The sequence below is a fragment of the Streptomyces sp. NPDC001492 genome (assembly GCF_053597275.1).
The window spans coordinates 37,946-59,361 of the sequence record NZ_JBSFHW010000038.1; the positions used below are offsets into that span (position 1 = coordinate 37,946).

17 protein-coding genes are annotated in these 21,416 nt (G+C 71.9%); 8 read left to right on the forward strand and 9 right to left on the reverse strand.

From position 1 onward, the window contains the following. Positions 1 to 4 precede the first annotated feature (4 nt). The 4 genes from ACWC1K_RS36750 to rsmH form a co-directional block, all read right to left on the reverse strand. Positions 5 to 1,525, reverse strand: coding sequence for a UDP-N-acetylmuramoyl-L-alanyl-D-glutamate--2,6-diaminopimelate ligase (locus ACWC1K_RS36750; protein WP_450837294.1), 1,521 nt, complete (start codon positions 1,523 to 1,525; stop codon positions 5 to 7). Between the two features lie 215 nt (positions 1,526 to 1,740). Beyond that, a complete protein-coding gene (locus tag ACWC1K_RS36755; protein ID WP_450837242.1) occupies positions 1,741 to 3,708 on the reverse strand; it encodes a penicillin-binding transpeptidase domain-containing protein in 1,968 nt (655 codons plus the stop codon). Between the two features lie 5 nt (positions 3,709 to 3,713). Further along, the gene (locus ACWC1K_RS36760) at positions 3,714 to 4,235 is read right to left on the reverse strand and encodes a septum formation initiator family protein (protein ID WP_450837243.1); all 522 of its coding nucleotides are present in this window, start codon (positions 4,233 to 4,235) and stop codon (positions 3,714 to 3,716) included. Positions 4,236 to 4,293: 58 nt separating this feature from the next. Then, on the reverse strand, positions 4,294 to 5,295 hold the full coding sequence (rsmH, locus tag ACWC1K_RS36765) for a 16S rRNA (cytosine(1402)-N(4))-methyltransferase RsmH (protein ID WP_450837244.1): 1,002 nt from the start codon (positions 5,293 to 5,295) through the stop codon (positions 4,294 to 4,296). Between the two features lie 368 nt (positions 5,296 to 5,663). On the opposite strand from rsmH, the gene ACWC1K_RS36770 reads away from it, so the two are divergent. The 4 genes from ACWC1K_RS36770 to ACWC1K_RS36785 all read left to right on the forward strand — a co-directional run bounded on the left by ACWC1K_RS36770 (position 5,664) and on the right by ACWC1K_RS36785 (position 11,424). Beyond that, entirely contained in the window at positions 5,664 to 6,272 is a 609-nt protein-coding gene (locus ACWC1K_RS36770) for a beta-class carbonic anhydrase (protein ID WP_450837245.1), read from the forward strand. 237 nt (positions 6,273 to 6,509) lie between these two features. Continuing rightward, positions 6,510 to 7,550, forward strand: coding sequence for an AAA family ATPase (locus ACWC1K_RS36775; protein WP_450837246.1), 1,041 nt, complete (start codon positions 6,510 to 6,512; stop codon positions 7,548 to 7,550). Beyond that, a complete protein-coding gene (locus ACWC1K_RS36780) occupies positions 7,550 to 8,923 on the forward strand; it encodes a DUF58 domain-containing protein (RefSeq protein WP_450837247.1) in 1,374 nt (457 codons plus the stop codon). Before ACWC1K_RS36775 ends, ACWC1K_RS36780 begins: the two co-directional genes overlap by 1 nt. Further along, positions 8,920 to 11,424 (forward strand): transglutaminase TgpA family protein, encoded by a 2,505-nt coding sequence (locus tag ACWC1K_RS36785; protein ID WP_450837248.1) that lies wholly within the window; start codon positions 8,920 to 8,922, stop codon positions 11,422 to 11,424. Before ACWC1K_RS36780 ends, ACWC1K_RS36785 begins: the two co-directional genes overlap by 4 nt. A gap of 136 nt (positions 11,425 to 11,560) precedes the next feature. Here ACWC1K_RS36785 and ACWC1K_RS36790 read toward each other — a convergent pair whose 3' ends face one another. From ACWC1K_RS36790 to ACWC1K_RS36800, 3 genes are all read right to left on the reverse strand, one after another. Then, complete coding sequence (locus ACWC1K_RS36790) at positions 11,561 to 11,953, reverse strand: DUF3040 domain-containing protein (protein WP_115908659.1); 393 nt, start codon at positions 11,951 to 11,953, stop codon at positions 11,561 to 11,563. A 276-nt stretch (positions 11,954 to 12,229) separates the two neighbouring features. Continuing rightward, positions 12,230 to 13,000, reverse strand: coding sequence for a methyltransferase (locus ACWC1K_RS36795; RefSeq protein WP_450837249.1), 771 nt, complete (start codon positions 12,998 to 13,000; stop codon positions 12,230 to 12,232). 171 nt (positions 13,001 to 13,171) lie between these two features. Beyond that, the gene (locus ACWC1K_RS36800) at positions 13,172 to 13,738 is read right to left on the reverse strand and encodes an SAV_6107 family HEPN domain-containing protein (RefSeq protein ID WP_450837250.1); all 567 of its coding nucleotides are present in this window, start codon (positions 13,736 to 13,738) and stop codon (positions 13,172 to 13,174) included. 162 nt (positions 13,739 to 13,900) lie between these two features. Here ACWC1K_RS36800 and ACWC1K_RS36805 point away from each other — a divergent pair, with 162 nt between their 5' ends. The 4 genes from ACWC1K_RS36805 (at position 13,901) to ACWC1K_RS36820 (ending at position 19,366) form a co-directional block, all read left to right on the forward strand. After that, a complete protein-coding gene (locus tag ACWC1K_RS36805) occupies positions 13,901 to 14,653 on the forward strand; it encodes an ATP-binding cassette domain-containing protein (RefSeq protein ID WP_450837251.1) in 753 nt (250 codons plus the stop codon). After that, a complete protein-coding gene (locus ACWC1K_RS36810) occupies positions 14,625 to 16,709 on the forward strand; it encodes a YhgE/Pip family protein (protein WP_450837252.1) in 2,085 nt (694 codons plus the stop codon). The genes ACWC1K_RS36805 and ACWC1K_RS36810 overlap by 29 nt, the downstream gene beginning before the upstream one ends. 47 nt (positions 16,710 to 16,756) lie before the next feature. After that, positions 16,757 to 17,386 (forward strand): TetR/AcrR family transcriptional regulator, encoded by a 630-nt coding sequence (locus ACWC1K_RS36815; RefSeq protein WP_450837253.1) that lies wholly within the window; start codon positions 16,757 to 16,759, stop codon positions 17,384 to 17,386. A gap of 471 nt (positions 17,387 to 17,857) precedes the next feature. Then, positions 17,858 to 19,366: a phytoene desaturase family protein gene (locus ACWC1K_RS36820; RefSeq protein WP_450837254.1), complete on the forward strand. Its 1,509-nt coding sequence runs from the start codon at positions 17,858 to 17,860 to the stop codon at positions 19,364 to 19,366. Positions 19,367 to 19,433: 67 nt separating this feature from the next. Here ACWC1K_RS36820 and ACWC1K_RS36825 read toward each other — a convergent pair whose 3' ends face one another. Beyond that, positions 19,434 to 20,399 (reverse strand): SCO2102 family sporulation regulator, encoded by a 966-nt coding sequence (locus tag ACWC1K_RS36825; protein WP_450837255.1) that lies wholly within the window; start codon positions 20,397 to 20,399, stop codon positions 19,434 to 19,436. 56 nt (positions 20,400 to 20,455) lie between these two features. Further along, entirely contained in the window at positions 20,456 to 21,379 is a 924-nt protein-coding gene (metF, locus tag ACWC1K_RS36830; RefSeq protein ID WP_450837256.1) for a methylenetetrahydrofolate reductase [NAD(P)H], read from the reverse strand. Between the last annotated feature and the right edge of the window lie 37 nt (positions 21,380 to 21,416).

Sequence of the window (21,416 nt, forward strand, 5' to 3'; positions counted from 1 at the left end):
AAGTTCATCCCTGGGTCTTCTGGATGGCTTCTCGAAGCACCTGGCGGTCGTCGAAGGGACGGACCACCCCGGCGATGTCCTGGCCCTGCTCGTGGCCCTTGCCCGCGACGAGCACGGTGTCCCCGGGCCGTGCTCGGGCGACGGCTGCGGCGATCGCGGCGGCCCGGTCCTCGAAGACCTGGACCTCGCCGCGTTCGTGTGCTGGTACGGACGCCGCGCCCTCGAGCATGGTTGCAAGGATCGCGAGGGGGTCCTCGGAGCGGGGGTTGTCGGAGGTCAGTACGGCGGTGTCGGCGAGGCGGGCCGCGGCGGCGCCCATCGGCGCCCGCTTGGTCCTGTCCCGGTCGCCGCCGCAGCCGAGCACGACGTGCAGCCTGCCCTCGGTGACCTTGCCCAGGGCGCGCAGGACCGATTCGACGGCGTCGGTCTTGTGGGCGTAGTCGACGACCGCGAGATACGGCTGCCCGGCGTCCACGCGCTCCAGGCGGCCCGGCACGCCCGGGACGGCGGCGATGCCGTCGGCGGCGGTCTGCGGGTCGAGGCCCGCGGCGGCGAGGGCGACGACGGCGGCGAGGGTGTTGGCCACGTTGAAGCCGCCCGGCAGCGGCGCCTTCGCCTCGATCCGCTCGCCCTCGGGGCCGATCACGGTGAACGTCGAGTCCATCGGGCCGACTTGGACGTCCTCGGCGCGCCAGTCGGCGTCGGGGTGGCCCTCGGCCGAGAAGGTCACGACCGGGACGCCGGCCTCCTCGACCAGCCTGCGGCCGTACTCGTCGTCGAGGTTGACGACGCCCAGTTTGCTGCGTTCCGGGGTGAACAGCTGTGCCTTGGCCCGGAAGTAGTCCTCCATGTCGGAGTGGAACTCCATGTGTTCCGGGCTGAGGTTGGTGAAGACGCCGATGTCGAAGACGCAGCCGTCGACCCGGCCGAGGACCAGGGCGTGGCTGGAGACCTCCATGGCGACCGCCTCGACGCCGCGTTCGCGCATGACCGCGAACAGGGCCTGCAGGTCGGTGGCTTCGGGGGTGGTGCGCTCGGACTTGATGCGCTCGTCGCCGATGCGCATCTCGACCGTGCCGATCAGACCGGTGTTGCTCTTGGTCTTCAGGCCGCCCTCGACGAGGTAGGCGGTGGTGGTCTTGCCGGAGGTGCCGGTGATGCCGATCTGGAGCAGATCGCGGCCCGGGTGGCCATAGATCGTGGCCGCCAGCTCGCCCATCCGCCCGCGCGGGTCCTCCACCACCAGGACCGGCAGACCGGTCGCGGCGGCGCGCTCGGCGCCGGTCGGGTCGGTCAGCACGGCGACCGCGCCGAGGCCGGCGGCCTGGGTGACGAAGTCGGCACCGTGCAGACGGGCGCCCGGCAGGGCGGCGTACAGGTCGCCGGGGCGGACGGCGCGCGAGTCATGGGTGATGCCCGTGACCTCGGCGGCGCTCTCCGACGCGGTGGCACCCAGCTGATCGGCGAGTTCCGCGAGGGGTGTGGCGGAGACCTGCACCGGCCTGGGCGGCCCCGGGTATGTCACGGATGCGCCCTTCTGGGTGGTTTGGGACTGATCAGCGTGTGGCACGGCGGTGAGCGTACCGGGCGCACCCGCCTGCGAGCCAAAGAGGGGCCCGCGCGCAGCGCGGTCCGGCAAGGGTGGCGGTGGAAGACGGGCGGGCGAGGGGGCGGGGGCGCCCGGGTTGCCGGAGTCGGGAGTGATCATGGTCACGGAGCGTTCCTGGCTGGTTGCGCTGATCAGAAGGTGACGGGCAGGTTCGCGGCCCGCGCACCCGTGGGCGGGACCTGAAGGGTCTTCAGTGCGAACTCCATCACCTCCTTGTAGATGGGTCCGCAGATCTGGCCGCCGAAGTAACTCCCGCTGGTGGCGTTCTGGATGGCGCAGTACACGGTGATGCGGGGGTTGTCCGCAGGTGCGAATCCGGCGAACGAGGAGGTGTAGCCGCGGTACTGGCCGGTGGCCGGATCCACGCGGTTGGCCGTACCCGTCTTGCCCGCGACCCGGTAGCCGGGGATGCGCGCCTTGTTGCCGGTTCCCTCCCGGTCGTCGACGACCGACTCCAGCATCTGGGCGAGGGCCCTCGCCGTCTTCGCGCTGACGACCCTTGTCCTCTCGGGCTTCGCGGCCGCGGTGAAGCGCCCGTCGGGTCCCTTGGTGCCGCGCACCAGCGTGGGCTGGATGCGGACGCCGCCGTTGGCGATGGTCGAGTACACGGACGCCGCCTGCAGCGCGCTGACGGACACACCCTGGCCGAAAGGAATCGTGTACTGCTGCGACGTCGACCACTTCTCCGGCGGCGCGAGGATGCCCTTGGTCTCGCCGGGCAGGCCCAGTCCGGTGTAGCCGCCGATGCCGAACTTGCGCAGGTACGAGTAGAGGACCTTGTTGGCCTGCGCCTGTGTCCTGCCCAGCTGGCCGGTGGCCAGGATGGTGCCGATGTTGCTGGACTTGGCGAGCACGCCGTTGAGCGTGAGGTTCCAGGTGTCGTGGTCGACGTCGTCCTTGAAGAGCCGGTCGCCGCGGTGCAGCCGGTTCGGCACGACGACATGTGTCAGCGGGGTGGCGACGTTCTCCTGGAGCACGGCGGCCATCGACATGATCTTGGCGGTGGAGCCGGGCTCGTAGGCGTCCTCGACGGCCCAGTTGTGCAGCGCGTTCGGGTTCGCCTTGGAGAGGTCGTTGGGGTCGAAGCCGGGCGCGTTGGCCATCGCCAGGATCTCGCCGGTGCGGGTGTCCTGCACTATCACGTACCCGCGGTCGGCGCCGGACTTCCTCACCTGCTGGCTGATCGCGTTCTGCGCGGCCCACTGGATGTCGCGGTCGAGGGTGAGCTCGACGTCGCTGCCGGGCACGGCGGGCGTCTCGGTGGAGCCCGCGGTGGGCACCAGGCGGCCGCCGGACTGGGCGTAGCGGATCTTGCCGTCCTTGCCGGCCAGCTCCTTGTTGAGCTCCTGCTCGATGCCTCCGCCGCCCTTGCCCTGGTCGTTGACCCAGCCCAGTATCCCGGCGGCCAGGTCCCCGTTGGGATAGATCCGCTTGCTGCTGGGGTCGGCGAAGACACCGGCGAGGACGTTGACCGTGGACTTGTCCTTCTCCCCCTTCGCGGTGAGGGCGGTCTTCAGGTCCTTGATCTGCTTCCAGACCTGCGGGGTCTGGCGGCGGGCGAGCAGGACGTAGCGCAGCTTCTTGTTCTTGGGGCGGAGCTTGTGGACGAGCGTGTCCTGCTCCATGCCGAGGATCGGCGCGAGGAGCGCGGCCGCCTGCTCCGGGCCGTTGCCGACCTTCAGCTGTTCGCGGGTGAACATCGTGGGGTCGGCCGTGAGGTCGTAGGCATCCACGCTGGTCGCGAGGGCCACGCCGTTGCGGTCGAGGATGCCGCCGCGCTCGGCGGTCAGGACATGGCCCACGTAGCGGTTCTGGTCGGCCTTGGCGGCGTACGCGCTCGCGTCGACGGCCTGCACCTGCAGCAGCCGTACGACGAAGGCGGCCAGCACCAGGGTGAGCGCCAGGCTGACCATGCGCAGCCGGGGGCGGGGGCTGCCCAGCCGCAGGGCGCCCGAGGCCGCGGGGCGGCCCGGTGCCGGGCGGCGGGCGGGGCGGGCGCCGGGGCCCGGGCGCCGGGCGCCGGCGGCGGGGCGGTCGGGCCGCGCGGGGCCGGGCACGCGTCGGCGCGGCGGTTGCCTTTCTCCAGAAGTGTCTGGCACTTCCGTCACCTGCCGGGGGTCGTGGTCGTCTGGGCGGGATCGGCCTGTGGGGTGGGGGGCGCACCGGCGGCCGGCGGGGCCGCGGCGGGCTGAGGCGGGAGCAGGACGAGCGGCATCTGCACCGCGGACTGCTCGACGGTCCGGCTGACGGCCTGCTGGCCGGCGACCGAGGGGACGCCCCTGACGGTGCCGTCGGGACTCAGGAACGCGGGATCTCCGCCGGGGATCATGCCCAGTTCGCGGGCCCGCTGCTGGAGGGCCTCCGGGGCGGAGTAGGAGTCGATGTCCCGCTGGAGCCCCTGTTCCTCGTCGGTGAGGCTCTTGGTGTCCTTCTGGAGGTCGTCGAGCTTGAACGAGCCTTCGCTGAGCGCGGAGTTCAGCACCAGGAGCGCGATCAGCCCGCCGCCCAGGAGGAGCACGACGAGAAGGACGAAGGGGGTACGGGCCGCCTGTGCACGGCTTCCCGGTCCGGGGAAGAGGCGTGCGAGACGAGCGGCCCGCCCCCGCAGTTCGGGTTTCCTGCTCACACGGCCTCCAGTGAGTCCGGTTGCCGGGCCGACTCGCTCGCCAACTCGTTCACGCCCCTCATTCGATGGACTCCCTGATGCGCTGGGCTCCGCGCAGTCGCGCCGGCGCCGCCCGCCGGTTCTCGGCGACCTCTTCCTCGGTGGGAAGTTCGGCACCGCGGGTGAGCAGCTTGAGCCGGGGCTGGTACTGCTCGGGCACGACCGGCAGTCCGGGGGGCGCGGTGGTGGCCGCTCCGGCCGCGAACACCTGTTTGACCAGGCGGTCCTCGAGCGAGTGGTACGACAGGACGGCGATCCGTCCGCCCACGTCGAGTGCCTGCACGGCGGCCGGGATCGCCCGCTCCAGGACGGAGAGCTCGCCGTTGACCTCGATACGCAGGGCCTGGAAGGTGCGCTTGGCCGGGTTGCCGCCGGTGCGCTTGGCGGCCTGCGGCAGCGCGTCCCGGATCAGCTCGACGAGCCGCGCGCTGTTGCTGAACGGCTCCTTCGCGCGCTCGCGCACGATGGCGGCCACGATCCGCTTGGCCTGCTTCTCCTCGCCGTACGCCCGCAGGATCCGGACGAGTTCGCCGGCGGGGTAGGTGTTGAGGACCTCGGCGGCGCTCATGCCGGTCGTCTGGTCCATGCGCATGTCGAGGGGGGCGTCCTGGGCGTAGGCGAAGCCGCGGTCGGCCTCGTCGAGCTGCATGGAGGAGACGCCGAGGTCGAACAGGACGCCCTGCACGCGCGCGATGCCGAGTCTTTCCAGTACGTCCGGCAGCTCGTCGTAGACGGCGTGCACCAGGGTGGCCCGCTCGCCGAAGGGCTTGAGCCTCTCGCCGGACAGGCGCAGCGCCTCCTTGTCGCGGTCCAGGGCGACCAGCCGGGCCTCGGGGAACTGTGTCAGCAGGGCCTCGCTGTGGCCGCCGAGGCCGAGGGTGCAGTCGACGACCACCGCTCCCGGCCGCTGCAGGGCGGGGGCCAACAGGTCCAGGCACCGCTGGAGCATCACCGGGACATGTCGACTCTGTCCCTCCCGTCGCCCACCACCGCCCTTGTTCGAATGCGCTTCGCGCCCCATTTGATCCTGGGCCCTCTCAGATCCGGCCGCGGGCCATACGCACCGCCGGGTCCCCGCCCGCTCGTGAAGGGGAGGTCCGCCGGCGCCAGGAGCGTCAGCCGACCGGGAGCGGGAGGAGGCCGAGCCGTACGTACGCGCCGCGCACGTGGGGAGACCGTCCGTGCGTGAGCCGGGGCCTCCGGGGATTTCAGTCCAGCAGGGAGAGCCTCGCCTCCCGCTTCGCGTCACTTTAGTCCACGGTGTCTCGCGGTCAATCAACTGGCCTGCGCGTCGCGCCCCGGCGTGATTGTGAAGCCGCAAATCCGCGAAAATCACCCGTACGGCTTCACCTCCGCCACTCGTGTGGGTTACCTCACAAGAAGGCTGTGATGACGCTCTTCTCCCGCTCTCACACCGCGACTGAATCGCTTGTGACCAGTACCGTCATAGCTATGACGACTTCTGCATCTGTTCCCACCGAGTCCGAAGGCGCCATACGCGGCGGCACCGTCACCGACCGCCTGGTCGAGGCCAACGGACGGTACGCCGAGGCATTCACCGACCCCGGGATGGACGCCCGCCCGGTTCTGCACGTGGCGGTCGTGGCCTGCATGGACGCCCGTATCGACCTGCACGCCGCGCTCGGCCTGGAGCTCGGCGACTGCCACACCATCCGCAACGCGGGCGGCGTCGTCACCGACGACGTGATCCGCTCGCTCACCATCAGCCAGCGCAAGCTGGGCACCCGCAGCATCGTCCTCATCCACCACACGGGCTGCGGCCTGGAGGCCATCACGGAGGACTTCCGCACCGAGCTGGAGATGGAGGTCGGCCAGCGCCCGGCCTGGGCGGTGGAGTCCTTCCGGGACGTCGACCAGGACGTACGGCAGTCCATGCAGCGGGTGCGCACCTCGCCGTTCCTGCAGCACACCGACGACGTACGCGGCTTCGTCTTCGACGTGAAGACGGGTCTGCTGCGCGAGATCGACCCCGCGTGACGGCGCTCGGCCCTTCTCGTTTTTCGCAAATCCCGCGCATGCTGGAGCCCAAGCGTCGTAAAACCCGACATACCGCAGCCAGTTGTCCACAGTCGAGTGACACGAAACGGTAACGGCAGCAAGAATGCGGGGTGTGGCGTCACGCGGAACTATTCACGCGTGGTGTCCGTGTTTCGGGGTGGGCCGGTCCGCACAGCAAGCGTCGGCCCGGAGAAAGAACGGGCCGAGGAGGGCCGGGTGACGACCTATGACGATCGAGCGAGCCTTACAGATCTGACTGCCACTGTGGAGCGGGTCCGCAGTTCGGTGGAAGGAGTGATCGAGGGCAAGCCCGAGGTCGTACGGCTTTCGCTGACCGTACTGCTCGCCGAGGGACATCTTCTGATCGAGGATGTCCCCGGCGTGGGCAAGACCATGCTGGCCAAGGCGCTGGCCAAGTCCATCGACTGTTCGGTGCGGCGCATCCAGTTCACCCCCGACCTGCTGCCCTCGGACATCACGGGTGTGTCCATCTGGGACCAGCAGCGCCGGGACTTCGAGTTCAAGCCGGGCGCGATCTTCGCGCAGATCGTGATCGGCGACGAGATCAACCGCGCCTCGCCCAAGACGCAGTCCGCGCTCCTGGAGTCGATGGAGGAGCGCCAGGTCACCATCGACGGGCAGACCTATGAGCTGCCCAGCCCCTTCATGGTGGTGGCCACCCAGAACCCGGTCGAGATGGAGGGCACCTATCCGCTGCCCGAGGCCCAGCGCGACCGCTTCATGGCCCGGGTCTCCGTGGGCTACCCCAGCGTGGAGGCCGAGCTGCAGATGCTCGACGTGCACGGCGGTGTGTCCCCCCTGGAGGACCTGCAGCCGGTGGCGCACGCGCACGACATCGTGAAGCTGATCGAGGCCGTGCGCGGCGTGCACGTCGCCGAAACGGTCCGGCGGTACGCGGTGGAGCTGGTCGCCGCCACCCGCACCCACCCCGACCTCAGACTCGGCGCCTCCCCGCGCGCGACGCTGCACCTGCTGCGCGCGGCGAAGGCCTCCGCAGCCCTGAGCGGCCGGGAGTACGCGCTGCCGGACGACGTGCAGGCGCTCGCCGTCGCCGTCCTGGCCCACCGGCTGCTGCCCACCGCCCAGGCCCAGCTCAACCGCCGTACCTCCGAGCAGGTCGTGCAGGAGATCCTGCAGCGCACCGCGGTGCCTGCCGCGCCCCAGCAGCAGCCCGGCTTCGGCGGCCTCGGCCGCGGTGCGCCCGCGTACCCCCAGCAGCCGCCGCGGAGGCTGTGATGACCGCCGGGGGGACGGGCCACCCGGACAGCGGCCAGAGCGAGAAGGGCGGCGTCCGAACCGCCCTGGCGGGCCTGACCACCCGCGGACGCTCCTTCCTGGCCGCCGGGATCGCGGCCGCCATCTGCGCCTACGTGCTGGGGCAGAGCGATCTGCTGCGGGTCGGTCTGCTGCTCGCCGCACTGCCCCTGATCTGCGCGCTGTTCCTCTACCGCACGCGCTACCGGGTCGCCGGCAGCCGCCGTCTGGCCCCCGCGCGCGTGCCCGCCGGCAGTGAGGCCCGGGTCCATCTGCGGATGGACAACGTCTCGCGGCTGCCCACGGGCCTGCTGATGCTCCAGGACCGGGTGCCCTACGTGCTCGGCCCGCGCCCCCGCTTCGTCCTGGACCGGGTGGAGCCGGGCGGCCGCCGCGAGGTGTCCTACCGGGTCCGCTCCGACCTGCGCGGCCGCTATCCGCTGGGCCCGCTGCAACTGCGCCTGACCGACCCGTTCGGGATGTGCGAGCTGACCCGGTCCTTCTCCTCGTACGACACCCTGACGGTGATCCCGCGTGTGGAGGCGCTGCCACCGGTGCGCCTGAGCGGCGAGTCGAAGGGGTACGGCGACGGGCGGCAGCGCTCGCTCGCGCTGGCCGGCGAGGACGACGTGATCCCGCGCGGCTACCGCTACGGCGACGATCTGCGCCGCGTCCACTGGCGCTCCACCGCCCGCTACGGCGAGCTGATGGTGCGCCGCGAGGAGCAGCCCCAGCGCGCCCGCTGCACGGTGCTGCTCGACACCCGGGGCCTCGCCTTCCAGGGCGCGGGCCCCGACTCGGCCTTCGAGTGGGCGGTCTCGGGCGCGGCGTCCGTCCTGGTGCACATGCTCGAACGGGGCTTTTCCGTCCGGCTGCTGACCGACACCGGCAACTCGGTGCCCGGCGAGGGCGCCGACGGGTTCGCGGGCGCCAGCCAGGAGACGGCGGACGCGGCCGGGCTGATGATGGACACCCTCGCGGTGGTCGACCACTCCGACGGGGCGGGCCTGTCGCGGGCGTACGACGTGCTGCGCGGCGGGAACGAGGGGCTGCTGGTGGCCTTCTTCGGCGACCTCGACGAGGAGCAGGCCGCGGTCGTCGCCAAGATGCGCCAGCGCAGCGGGGGCGCGGTCGCCTTCCTGCTGGACAGTGACGCGTGGGTGCGGGAACCGAGCGATGTGCCCGGCCCGTTGGACAGGAGCGGGGAACGGCTGCGGATGCTGCGGGAGGCGGGCTGGACGGCCCTGAAGGTGCCGCGGGCCGCTTCGCTCGCGGAGTTGTGGCGTCTGGCGGACCGCGAGCGCACGGGTCTCGCCGCGACGAGCGGGACGAGCAGCGGGGGGACGGGCTCATGAGCGGGCGGGCACGACTGGCGCTGTGCGCCTGGGCGGCCACGCTGATGGCGTCCTGCGCCCTGCTGCCACTGGTCTCGCCGGCCTCCTGGATCCTCCAGGTGGCGGTCATGCTCGCGGTGCAGACGGGGGTGGGCGCGGCGACCCGGCGGGTGCCGCTGGCACGGCCGCTGACGGTGGCGGCGCAGGCGTTGGTCACGCTGATGATGCTGACCCTGGCCTTCGCCCGGCAGCAGGCCCTCATAGGCATCGTCCCCGGACCCGCGGCGTTCCGTCACTTCGCGGACCTGCTGCAGCAGGGCAGCGACGACATCGCGCGGTATGCGATCCCGGCGCCCCTGGAGTCCGACGGCATCAGGCTGATGGTCCTCGGCGGGGTGCTGGTGATCGGCCTCGCGGTGGACACCCTCGCGGTGACCTTCCGCAGCGCAGCCCCGGCCGGTCTGCCGCTGCTGGCGCTGTATTCCGTCGCCGGAGGGCTGTCCCACGGCGGCGCCGACTGGCTGTGGTTCCTGGTCGCGGCGGGCGGCTATCTGATGCTGCTGCTGGCCGAGGGGCGCGAGCGGCTCTCGCAGTGGGGCCGGGTCTTCGGCGGGGCGGCGCACGGCCCGGGCGGGGAGCCCGGCGCGTTGGCGCCGGTGCGCACCGGGCGCCGTATCGGAGTGGTCGCGCTGGGTGTCGCCCTGATGGTGCCGATCGCCCTGCCCGCGATGAACGGCGGCCTGCTGGACGCGGCCGGGACGGGCGTGGGCGGCGGCAACGGCAGCGGCGGCACGATCTCCGCGGTGAACCCGCTGGTGTCCCTGCGCGACAGTCTGAACGTGGACCAGGACCGCGAGGTCATGTCCCTGAAGACGAACAGCAACGACATCTCGGACCTGTACCTGCGGATCGTGTCCCTGGACGACTTCGACGGCAGCACCTGGAAACCGTCCAAGCGGCACGTCACCGGCGTACCGGGCAGCTTCCCGATCCCGGCCGGCCTCGGCGGGGACGTGAAGCGGGCGGAGATACAGACCCGGATCTCGGCCGCCGACTGGTACGCCCAGGACTGGCTGCCGATGCCGTACCCGCCCAGCGGCGTGGACGTCAACGGCAAATGGCGTTACGAACCGGTGGGCATGACGCTGGTCGGCGACCACGGCGAGACCACCCGCGGGAAGACCTACCTGGTCAAGAGTCTCGATGTGCAGCCGACGGCGGAGCAGCTCGCCGACGCTCCGGAGCCGCCGGCGTCCCTGAAGCGCGACTACACCAGACTGCCGGACTCCCTGCCCGCGGTGGTGGCCAGGACCGCCCGCAAGGTCACCGACGGCGCGACCAGCCACTACGAGCAGGCGGTCAAGCTCCAGGACTACTTCTCGTTCAGCGGCGGCTTCGAGTACAGCACCCAGGTGCAGGTGGGCAGCGGTCCCGACGCGATCGCCAAGTTCCTCAAGGACAAGCAGGGCTTCTGCGTCCACTTCTCCTTCGCGATGGCGGCGATGGCCCGCAGCCTGGGCATACCCGCCCGGGTCGCGGTGGGCTTCGCCCCGGGCACGCCCCAGGCGGACGGCTCGGTGTCGGTGGGGCTGAAGGACGCGCACGCCTGGCCCGAGCTGTACTTCGAGGGGGTGGGCTGGACCCGTTTCGAGCCGACCCCGAGCCGGGGCGTGACCCCCTCGTACACGCAGTCGGACACGCCGGAGAACAATCTCCCGCCGGCATCGCGGCCCTCGCAGTCGGCGGGTTCGTCCGCCTCGGCGGCGCCCTCTGCGAGCACCAGCTGCTCGGCGCGGCAGCAGAGGCTGGAGGACTGCTCCGCCGCTCTCCCGCTGGAGACGGCCAAGCCGGGCGGTGACGGTCTGCCCTGGTACAAGATCGCCGGATGGTCCCTGCTGGGGCTCCTGGCGGTCGCCGTGCCGCTGCTGCCCATGCTGTGGCGGCTGCGGCGGCGCTCGGTGCGGCTGGCCTCGGCCCAGCACTCCGTCTCCGCCCCGGCGCCGGCCCGGGAGGGCCGCAAGGCGCGGGGCGCGGACGCGGGGGGCCGGGACGATGTCGATGTGACGGCCCTGCCGGTGGAGGCGGACGCGCGGTTCGCCGCGGAGGTGGCCGCGGGCCATGTCCTGGCCGTCTGGCGCGAACTCACCGACACGGCCTGGGACTACGGCATCCTGCCGGACGACGCGCTGACCCCGCGCAAGGCGGTTGCACGCATCGTGCGCCTCGGGCAGCTGGACGCGGCGACCGCCGAGTCGGTGCACCGGGTGGCGAGTGCGGTGGAGCAGGTGCTGTTCGCACCTCAGCCGCGGGACGTGCCGGGGCTGGCGGACCATGTCCGCACACTGCGGGCGGCGCTGCGGTCCCGGGCGAGCTGGACCACCCGGGTGCGGGCGGTCATGGCGCCCCGGTCGGCCGTCCGTGCGCTGTGGGACCTCACGGACCGCTGGACGGCGTTCAAGGCTCGCTGTGCCGAGCGCTGGTCGACGCTGGTGCGGCGGCCCTCCGAGCAGCAGAGCGGCTGACGACGCAGGTGCGGTGCGGCCGGGCCGCACCGCACCCGCTCTTCCGGGCATACGTGAGGGGGTGACCACCCGCCGGGGTGGTCACCCCCTCACCTGTGTCTGCGAGAACCGTCCGGGAGGGACGGCGCAAGAGGAGCTAGTGGCCCTGCTCGTCGCGGCGGCGCTGCCAGCGCTGCTCGATACGGTCCATCACGGAGCGCTTCTGCCGTCCCTGACGGCGCGCGTGCGGGGCACCGGCCGCGGGCTGTTCGCCCGGCTTGGGGGCCTTGCGCCAGCCGGTCACGGCGAGCACGGCACACCCCAGCATGACCAGGAAGCCCACCACGCTGAGCCAGACCTGCTTGGCCACCATTCCAGCCATGAGGAGCGCGATACCCACGAGGAAGCCCGCGACCGCCTGGTAGACCCGCCGCCGGGTGTACGTACGCAGCCCGCTTCCCTCGAGCGCCGACGCGAACTTGGGATCTTCGGCGTACAGCGCTCGCTCCATCTGCTCGAGCATGCGCTGCTCGTGCTCCGAGAGCGGCACGGAGTCCTCCTCATCGTGCAGTCGCCGGGGCGACCCGGGGGGTCCCTTCAGGATAGGCAGGGAATCGCCCCCGTGAAACCCGCCCCTCTGCGCCAATTGGCCAACCGGAATCCGCCATGGACGTACCGGCTCGCTGAATCTTGCATTCCCCAGCGGCCGACCCGTCATGCCGGGCGGTCTCCCTCGATCATACGGCGCTGAACGCCCGATCGGGGGGCCTGTGGCGTACTCCATGTGCGGCCAAGTCCCTGATCAGCGCCGCACCGCAGGAGGCGCTCAGGACTCGGTGGCCCCCCGCGTCTCGCCGAGCACATGGAGCTGGGTCGCCACGGAGTGGAAGGCGGGGAGTTCGGCCGCCGCCTCCTCCAGCTTGAACAGCGCCTCCAGGGCGCCGGGCTCGGTGTCCACGAGGACGCCGGGGACGAGGTCGGCGAAGACCCGTACGCCGTGCACGGCACCGACCCTGAGGCCCGCGCCCTCGACCAGCTCGGTGAGCTGCTCGGCGGTGAAGCGGCGCGGCACGGGGTCGCCCGCGCCCCAGCGGCCGTTGGGATCCGCGAGGGCCTGCCTCGCCTCCTTGAAGTGGCCGGCGAGGGCGCGAGCGAGCACGGCGCCGCCGAGGCCGGCGGCGAGCAGGCTGAGTACGCCCTCGGAGCGCAGGGCGGCCACGGCGTTGCGCACGCCCTCGGCCGGATCGTCGACGTACTCCAGGACGCCGTGGCACAGCACCACGTCGTAGCCGCCGCGCTCGACGACGTCGAAGAGGCCGTGGGCGTCGCCCTGGACGCCCTGCACACGGTCGGCGACGCCGGCCTCGGCGGTGCGGCGCTCCAGCGCGAACAGCGCGTTGGGGCTGGGGTCGACCACGGTGACCCGGTGGCCGAGGCGGGCGACGGGCACCGCGAACTTGCCGCTGCCGCCCCCGGTGTCGAGGACGTCGAGGGACTCCCGCCCGGTGGCCTTCACCCGGCGTTCGAGGGCGTCCTGGAGGACCTCCCAGACCACGGCGGTACGGAGGGAGGCGCGGGGGCGGCTCGGGTCCGACACGGCAGTTGACTCCTCGGCGCGGCACCGCCCATGGCACGGCGGAGCGAACGGGCTGCCTCCCCGGCCGGGCGCGGAGGGAAGGCTTCAGGCGCCTTCCACCCTATTGCCTCCACCGCCCCACCTGGTCACCGTGCGGGCCTGCCCGCCGATCGTCTCGTACGGCGGACTCGCTCAGCCCGTGTCCGGGAAGTCCCGGTCGCCGTCCGCGTCCGCCTGCGGATGGTCGGCGTCCTGCCGGGGCTGCGGCAGGACCGGCTGGAGGACGAGCATCCGCTCGACGAGGCGCAGGAACATCGCCACGTCGCGTATCAGGTCGTCGGCGTCCCGGCGGCTGGCCGCGCCCTGGATGCCCGCCTCGGCCCGGGCGCGGCGCCGGGCCCCGGAGGCGAACAGCGCGCTCCACTCGGTCAGTTCGGGCGCGATCTCGGGGAGCACTTCCCAGGCGCTCCTGATGCGGGCGCGGCGTCGGGAGGTGGGCTCGGGTCGGCCACGCGCGGCGAGCACGGCGGCGGCCGTGCGCAGGGCGGCGAGGTGCGCGGTGGCATAGCGCTCGTTGGGCGTTTCGAGGACGGCTGCCTCGTCCAGTCCGGCGCGGGCCTGGGCGAGCAGGTCGAGGGCGGCGGGCGGGGCCGTGGTCCGGCGGAGCACCGGGTGGACGTCGCTCGCCGGTCCGGTCAGTGAGGGGGCAGGGCCGGTGGCGCGGCGCCGGCGGGCGGCTGCTGCGTGATAGCTGGCCATGACGAACCTCCTGTCGTCTGCGTGACGGCATGCCCTGATACGGGATGCCGTATGTGCCCATCGTGCGGTATGCCACTGACAATCCGTTCTGACCTGCGCTTTTGCTTCGATCGAGAGTTCGGAGTAGTTTTTGCACTGACCAGTCAGTTCAAATTTCAGGGGATGGGGGGAACCGTGCCCGGAATCGGTGTCACGGCCCGCGGCCTCGGAGTCAGGGGCCCTCGCGGCTGGGCGTTCCGCGACGTCACGTTCGACGCGGAGCCCGGCTCGCTGATCGCGATCGAGGGACCGTCCGGGTCCGGCCGCACCTGCCTGCTGCTCGCGCTCGCGGGACGGATGAAGCCCACCGCGGGAGCGGCCGAGGTGGGCGAGTGGAAGCTGCCCAAGCAGATGGCGGCGGTGCGCCGGGTCAGCGGGCTCGCGCATGTCGCCGGGGTCACCGACCTCGAGCCGGCCCTGACCGTGGGCGAGCATCTGCTCGAACGGGCGCTGCTGCAACGGCGTTTCGGCGACTCGCTGCGCGGGCTGCTGCGGCCGCGCAAGGAGCGCACGGCCGAGGCCAGGCAGCGGATCGACGTCGCGCTGGCCGCCGCCGGCCTGGACCGGGAGGCCCTGCCCAAGGGCTCCCGGACGGCCGTACGCGATCTGGAGCGGCTGGAGGCGCTGCGGCTGTCCATCGCGCTCGCGCTGCTCGGACGCCCGCGGCTGCTCGGCGTCGACGACACCGACCTGAAGCTCTCGCACGCCGAACGGGCCGAGGTCTGGGCGCTGTTGAGGTCGATCGCCGCGGCCGGGACGACCGTCGTGGCGGTGTGCAGCGAAGCCCCCCAGGACACCGTCGTCGTAGCGACCACTCAGAAGGCCACCACGGAGAAGGAGAAGGCCGATGCGCTCGCCGAAACTGGCCGCTCTTGAGCTCAGGCGCTTCCGCCGGGGCAGGCTGCCGCGTGCCGCCCTGGTGGCGCTGCTGGTGCTGCCGCTGCTGTACGGCGCCCTGTACCTGTGGTCGTTCTGGGACCCGTACGGCCGTCTGGACCGCATCCCCGTGGCGCTCGTCAACGACGACAAGGGGGCCACGGCCGACGGGAAGAAGATCGCCGCGGGCGACGCCATCACCGAGGGGCTGCGCGACAGCGACACCTTCGACTGGCACGAGGTGAGTGCCGCCGACGCACGCGCGGGCGTGGAGGACGGCACGTACTACCTGTCGCTGACCATGCCGGCCGACTTCAGCAAGCGGATCGCGTCGAGTGCGGGCGCCTCCCCGGAGACGGGCGCGCTCCAGGTGCGTACGAACGACGCGAACAACTACATCGTCGGGCAGATCTCCCGGACGGTGTTCAGCGAGGTGCGCCAGGCCGCGTCCATGAAGGCCTCGCGGTCCTTCCTGGACAAGATCTTCATCTCGTTCTCCGACATCCACGGCGCGACGGTGAAGGCCGCGAACGGCGCCGACCAGCTCAACGGCGGCATCGGGAAGGCGGAGAAGGGCTCCAAGGAACTCGCCGGTGGCCTGAAGGACGCCAAGGACGGCAGCGGCCGCCTGTCCCAGGGCCTGACGAAGCTCCACACGGGCGCGGGCGACCTGGCGGACGGTTCGAAGCAGGTCGCGGCGGGCACGCAGACGCTCGCCGACAAGGTCAACGGGATCGACAAGAAGGTGGGCCCGTTCCTCAAGGGCAACGAGAAGACCATCGGGGACACGGCTCGGCTCGTCGCCGACTCCTCGAAGGCGATCCGCGACAACCTCGACACCCTGGTGAAGACGGCCCCCGCCGCCGCCAGGGGCGCCCACACGGCCTCCGACGCGCTGAACGACGTCTACCGGGCACGCTGCGAGGACGCCGTACTGCCGGATCCGGCCTGCTCCGACCTGAAGAAGGCGAAGGACGCGGCCGCCGACGTGGCGAAGATCGCCGACGACCTGAACACACTGATCGGTGACCAGCACGGCGACCTGAAGAAGCTCGACGGCAACCTGGCCACGCTCCAGACGCAGGCCCAGGCCCTCGCCGACCGGGCACCGCACCTGTCCGAGGACCTCTCCGACGCCGTCGCCAAGATCAACAAGCTGAACGCGGGGGCCGGGAAGGTCGCCGCCGGCGCGCAGAAGCTGCACCAGGGGCTCGGCACGGCGAAAAGCGGCGCGGGAGACCTCGACGAGGGTGTCGGGCAGCTGAAGACCGGCGCCGAGACCCTCAACGGCGGCATGTTCAAGCTGGTCGACGGCTCCGGAAAGCTGGCGGGCGGACTGCACGACGGCGCCGGGAAGATCCCCGACTACGACAAGAAGGATCGCGACCAGCGCACCGAGGTGATGTCCGACCCGGTCAAGCTGGTCTCCAGGGACCTGCACAAGGCGCCCAACTACGGCACCGGGTTCGCCCCGTACTTCATCCCGCTGTCCCTGTGGGTGGGCGCGATGGTGGCGTACATGCTGATCCCGCCGATGAACCGGCGCGCGCTCGCCACGGGCGCCCCCGCGTGGCGCATCGCGCTGGCCGGCTGGCTTCCGGTGGTGGCGATCGGCGTCCTGCAGACGGTGTCCCTGATGGCGGTCCTGCACTGGGCGATCGGCCTGCAGATGACCCGGGCGGCCGGCACGATCGGCTTCCTGTTCCTGGTGACGGCGTGCTTCGGGGCGATCGTGCAGTGGCTGAACGCCCGCTTCGGAGCGGCGGGCCGGATCCTCGTCCTCGCCCTGCTGATGCTCCAGCTGACCTCCGCGGGCGGCACGTATCCGGTGCAGACCAGCCCCGGCTTCTTCAACGCGATCCACCCCTTCCTGCCGATGAGCTACATCGTGGAGTCCCTCAGGAGGCTCATCACGGGCGGCGGTCTGGGACCGGTGTGGCACGCGTGCGTGGTGCTCGTCGCCTTCACCGCCGGCGCCCTGGCGCTGACCGCGGTGTCGGCCCGCCGCCGGCAGGTGTGGACCCTGGACCGGCTGCACCCGGAGCTGAGCCTGTGAGCGCGGACGTGACATCCCGGGGCGCGGCTCCTGTGACAATCAGGCCCATGGAAAGCAGCACCGCCACGCCGGGCGGCAGCAGCCGCCGCGAGGCCACCCGGCAGAAGCTCTACGAGGCCGCCGTCACGCTCATCGCCGAGCAGGGTTTCTCCGCCACCACGGTGGACGAGATCGCCGAGCGGGCCGGGGTCGCGAAGGGCACGGTCTACTACAACTTCGCGAGCAAGTCGGTCCTCTTCGAGGAGCTGCTGCGGCACGGGGTCGGCCTTCTCGCCGCGTCCCTCCGGGAGGCGGCCGAGCGTACGGCCAGGGACGGCGGCACCAAGGTGGACGCCCTGGACGCGATGATCCGCGCCGGTCTCGTCTTCATCGAGCGCTATCCGGCCTTCACCCAGCTGTACGTGGCTGAACTGTGGCGCACCAACCGGGCCTGGCAGTCGACCCTGATGGTGGTCAGGCAGCAGGCGGTCACGGTCGTCGAGGACGTCCTGCGCGCGGGCGTGGCGGGCGGCGAGTTCAGCGACGAGATCGATGTGCCGCTGACCGCGTCGGCGCTGGTCGGCATGGTCCTGGTGGCCGCGCTGGACTGGCAGTCGTTCCAGCCGGAGCGCTCCCTGGACGACGTCCACGCGGCGCTGTCCCGGCTGCTCCAGGGGCGCGTCAGCGGCCGCAGGTAGCTGGTCGCACACGAAAGCGCCGGTCCGCTGTGGCCGCGTCCCCCGCGGGCCACCTCGAACCGGCGCTCTCTCGTGCTCCCCCGTTGTGCTCCCCCGGGTTTTCCCCGTTGGGCCCCCGTTCCGGTCGTTCCCCCGGGCTCCCCCGTGTCTCGCTCCCGCCGACCTCGGCCGGCGGAAGGAGCGGATCCGGGGCGGCTCCGTTCCGGCGCCCCGTGTCGCCGGTGCCGGAGCCGTGCCCCTTTCCGTGTCTCCACTCTCTCGTTCGCGCAGGTCGGCCCCCATCCGCGCGCGTACTCATCTCACTGACTAGGTACGGATACTCAGACCTGCGCACTCATGCGCAGAGCGCCCCGTTGCCGACTGGTTACCTGCGCCTCCGCATCCGTACTCCCCTGCGGCCGCCGGTCTGCGGCTTCGCCCGGCGGGCCGCCCGTGCCGTGACTGTCAGTGGCGGTCGATAAAGTCGCAGGCATGGGACGGATTGCGGTGATCGGCGCCGGGATGGGCGCGATGGCGGCTGCCGCCCGGCTGGCCGTCGCGGGCCACCGGGTGACGGTGTACGAGCGTGCGGAGACGTACGGCGGAGCGGTGCGCCGCTTCGAGCGGGACGGGTTCGGCTTCGACACCGGCCCCGGGCTGCTGACCCTGCCTGCGGTCTGGCGCGATCTGTTCATCAAGACCGGCAAGGAGCCGCTGGAGGAGTGCGTCGAACTGGTCCAGGTCGACCCGTCCTCGCGGCACGTCTTCGCGGACGGCACCACGGTCGCGCTGCCGAACGCCTCGCGCGCGGGGGTGGTCGCCGCTCTGGACGAGGCGCTCGGGGCGGGCGCGGGCGGCCGCTGGGGCGACTTCCTGGTGCGGGCCCGCGAGGCCTGGGACCGAACCCGCCGACCGCTGCTGGAGGAGCCCCTGTGGCCCAACTGGCCGGTGCTGGCCGACCGCGATCCCTACCCGGCGGTCCCGCACAAGCGGCTGCTGCGCACCCGCCGCGCCACCACTCTCGCCGAGGTCGGCGCCTGGGAACTGCGCGACCCGCGCCTCGCGGCGCTGCTGGACGGCTACGCCCTCGCACACGGCGTCGCCCCCGGCACCGCTCCGGCCGCCGCGGCCGTGTTGCCGTACATGGAGCATGCCTTCGGTACTTGGTATGTGCGGGGCGGCATACGGGAGTTGGCGCGGGCGGTGTACGAGCGGTGCCTGGCGCGGAAGGTCGAGTTCGTCTTCGGCGCGGAGGTCACCGGGGTCCTGGAGAAGGACGGTCGCGCGGCGGGCGTGGACCTGTCCGACGGCACGGTGGCGGACGCGGACACGGTCGTCGGTGGTGGCCCCTGGCGGCTGGCCGCCCTCGTACCGGGCCGGAGGCTCTACGGGGCTGAGGACGTCGTGCCCCGCGCCGAAGGCCCGCACCCGGGCCGGGTGGTGGTATGCCTCGCGCTGCGCGGCGCGCGGGAGCCGGATGCCGTGCACCGCACGGTCGTGCACGCACCGGATGCGGCGGACGAGCTGTCCTTGTTCGGGCCCGGGACAACGCCCGAGCGGCCCACCGTGCGGATCGACCGCCCGGACGACCCGGCCCTGCGCCCCACGGAGGAGCACGAGGCGGTGGTGCTGACGGCGACGGTGCCGTCCGGGACGGGGTACGACTGGTCCGCGCCGGGGGCCGCCGACGCCTTCGCGGACCGGATGGTCGCCGCCGCCGAGCGTGCGGTACCGGGGCTGCGCGAGCGGACGCTGTGGCGCGAGGTCCGCACACCCGTGCACACCGAGCGGGAGACGGGGGCCGAGGGCGGCGCCGTACCGCCGCCGTCACTGGCGTCCGCGAAGGGCGCCCTGCACCCGTCCAACAGCACGGCGATACCGGGCCTGTTCACCGCCGGAGGCTGGTCGCACCCCGGCGGGGGGCTGCCGCACGCCGGCATGTCGGGGGCGCTGGTGGCCGGTCTGATCGTGGAGGGGCCGGAGTTCCGGGGCTCTCAGTGACCGCCCCGGCCGGAGGGGGCCGGGCCTTCAGAAGCGGTAGTGGACCCTCAGAAACGGTACTGCGCGGTCAGAAACGGTACTGCTCGTCGTATCCGTTGCCCTGAGCCTGTCCTTGCCCCTGCCCCTGCCCCTGGCCGTTGTCCTGGTAGGGGTAGGGCTGCTCCTGCGGGAGCTCGCCGCCGTAGGCCTCGTCGGTGCGCTGCTGCGGGACCCACACCCCGCCGGAGGGGGTCTGGCCGTCGTAGCTGCCGGTGGCGTACTGGTCCTGGCCGTAGCCCTGCTGGCCGTACTGCCCGTAGGCGTCGTAGCCGCCGCCGTAGGTCTGGGTGCCGATGTACGGGTCGGAGTAGGCGGCGTACTGCTGCTGGCCTGTGGTGTCGTAGCCGTACTGCTGCTGGTTGTAGCCGGAGTAGTCGTACCCGTAGGACTGGTCGGCGCCCTGGGCGGCCGTCGCGTACTGGTCCTGGGCCTGCCCCGTGTTCGCGTAGGACGCGTCGGCGGCGGCGTACGCGGAGTCGCTGTATATGCCGTAGGAGCCGGTGTCCTCGGGCAGGGGCTGCGGCTCGTAGACCGCGGTGGCCTCGGCGGGGGCGGGGCGGGCGGGCGTGAAGACGTCGTCGCGGTCGTAGTCGTCCTCGTTGCCGTAGGACACGCTGTCGCGGTGGTAGACGTCCTGGTCGTCGTGGCCGCCGTCGCCCGGCTCGAGGTCGGAGACCTCCAGGGTCGGGTCCTGGTGGTCCGGTTCGCCGTGGCCGCGCTTGCCGACTCCGGGGATGCCGGTCCGGCTGACCGCCCAGCCCGACGCGAAACCGCGGCGGAAGGACAGCGTGACGTAGGTCTGGCCGACCGCGAACGCGGCAGCGCCCAGACCGATGACGATCACCGAGGGGATCAGCACCCCGAGCACCACGCCGAGGAACCCGGCGAAGGCGAGCAGCCGCCAGCGCAAGCGCGCCTTGTACTGCAGCAGCACCTCGCCCAGCAGCCACAGCGCGACGATGCCGAACGCGATGTAGAGGACCGTCCAGCCCATGTACGCCCCTCTCCGAGTCGCCGCTACGCAGTGTGTCGTATACCCGTGCGGCCGGTCTAGGCCTGCGGGGGGTGGTGCAGGCCCAGGTTTTCGTAGATTTCCAGAGTCGCCGTGGAGTTGTTGAGCGTGATGAAGTGCAGTCCGGGCACTCCCTCGGCCAGCAGCCGTGCGCAGAACTCCGTGGCGAATTCGATGCCAATGGAGCGTACAGCGGTCGGATCGTCTTTTGCTGTGAGGATCCGCTCTTTCAGGGCGGAGGGGATGACGGCGTTGCTGAGTTGCGGCAACCGCTCCAGCATCTTCACGCTGGTCACCGGCATGACCTCGGGGATGACAGGGGTGTCGCAGCCGGCCGCGTCGACCCGGTCACGCAGCCGCAGATAGGACTCCGGCTGGAAGAACATCTGTGTGATGGCGTAGTCGGCGCCGGCCCGGCACTTGTCGACGAAGTGGGCGACGTCCGTGTCCCAGTCCTCGGAACGCGGGTGCATCTCCGGGAAGGCCGCGACGCCGACGCAGAAGTCACCCGACTCCTTGATGAGCTGGACGAGTTCGGCGGCGTAGGTCAGTCCCGTCGGGTGCGGCACCCAGTCGCCCATGGGGTCACCGGGCGGGTCGCCACGCACGGCGAGCATGTTGCGGATCCCGGCGTCGGCGTACTGGCCGATGATGTTGCGCAGCTCGGCGATGGAATGGTTGACCGCGGTGAGGTGGGCGACCGGGGTGAGCGTGGTGTCGGCGGCGATCTGCTCGGTCGCCCTCACCGTGCCCGCGCGCGTGGAGCCGCCCGCCCCGTACGTCACGGAGACGAAGCTGGGGGCCACGGCCTCGACCCTGCGCAGCGCGTTCCAGAGGTTGCGTTCGCCCTTCTCCGTCTTGGGAGCCCAGAACTCGAACGAGAACGTCGTCTTGCCGGTCGCGAGCATGTCGCGCACCGTGCGCGCGTGGTCAGTCCTGGTGGATGAGGTTCCGAGGGCCATACCCGCAGGTTAGTCAGGGGGCGGCGGCTCCCCAACC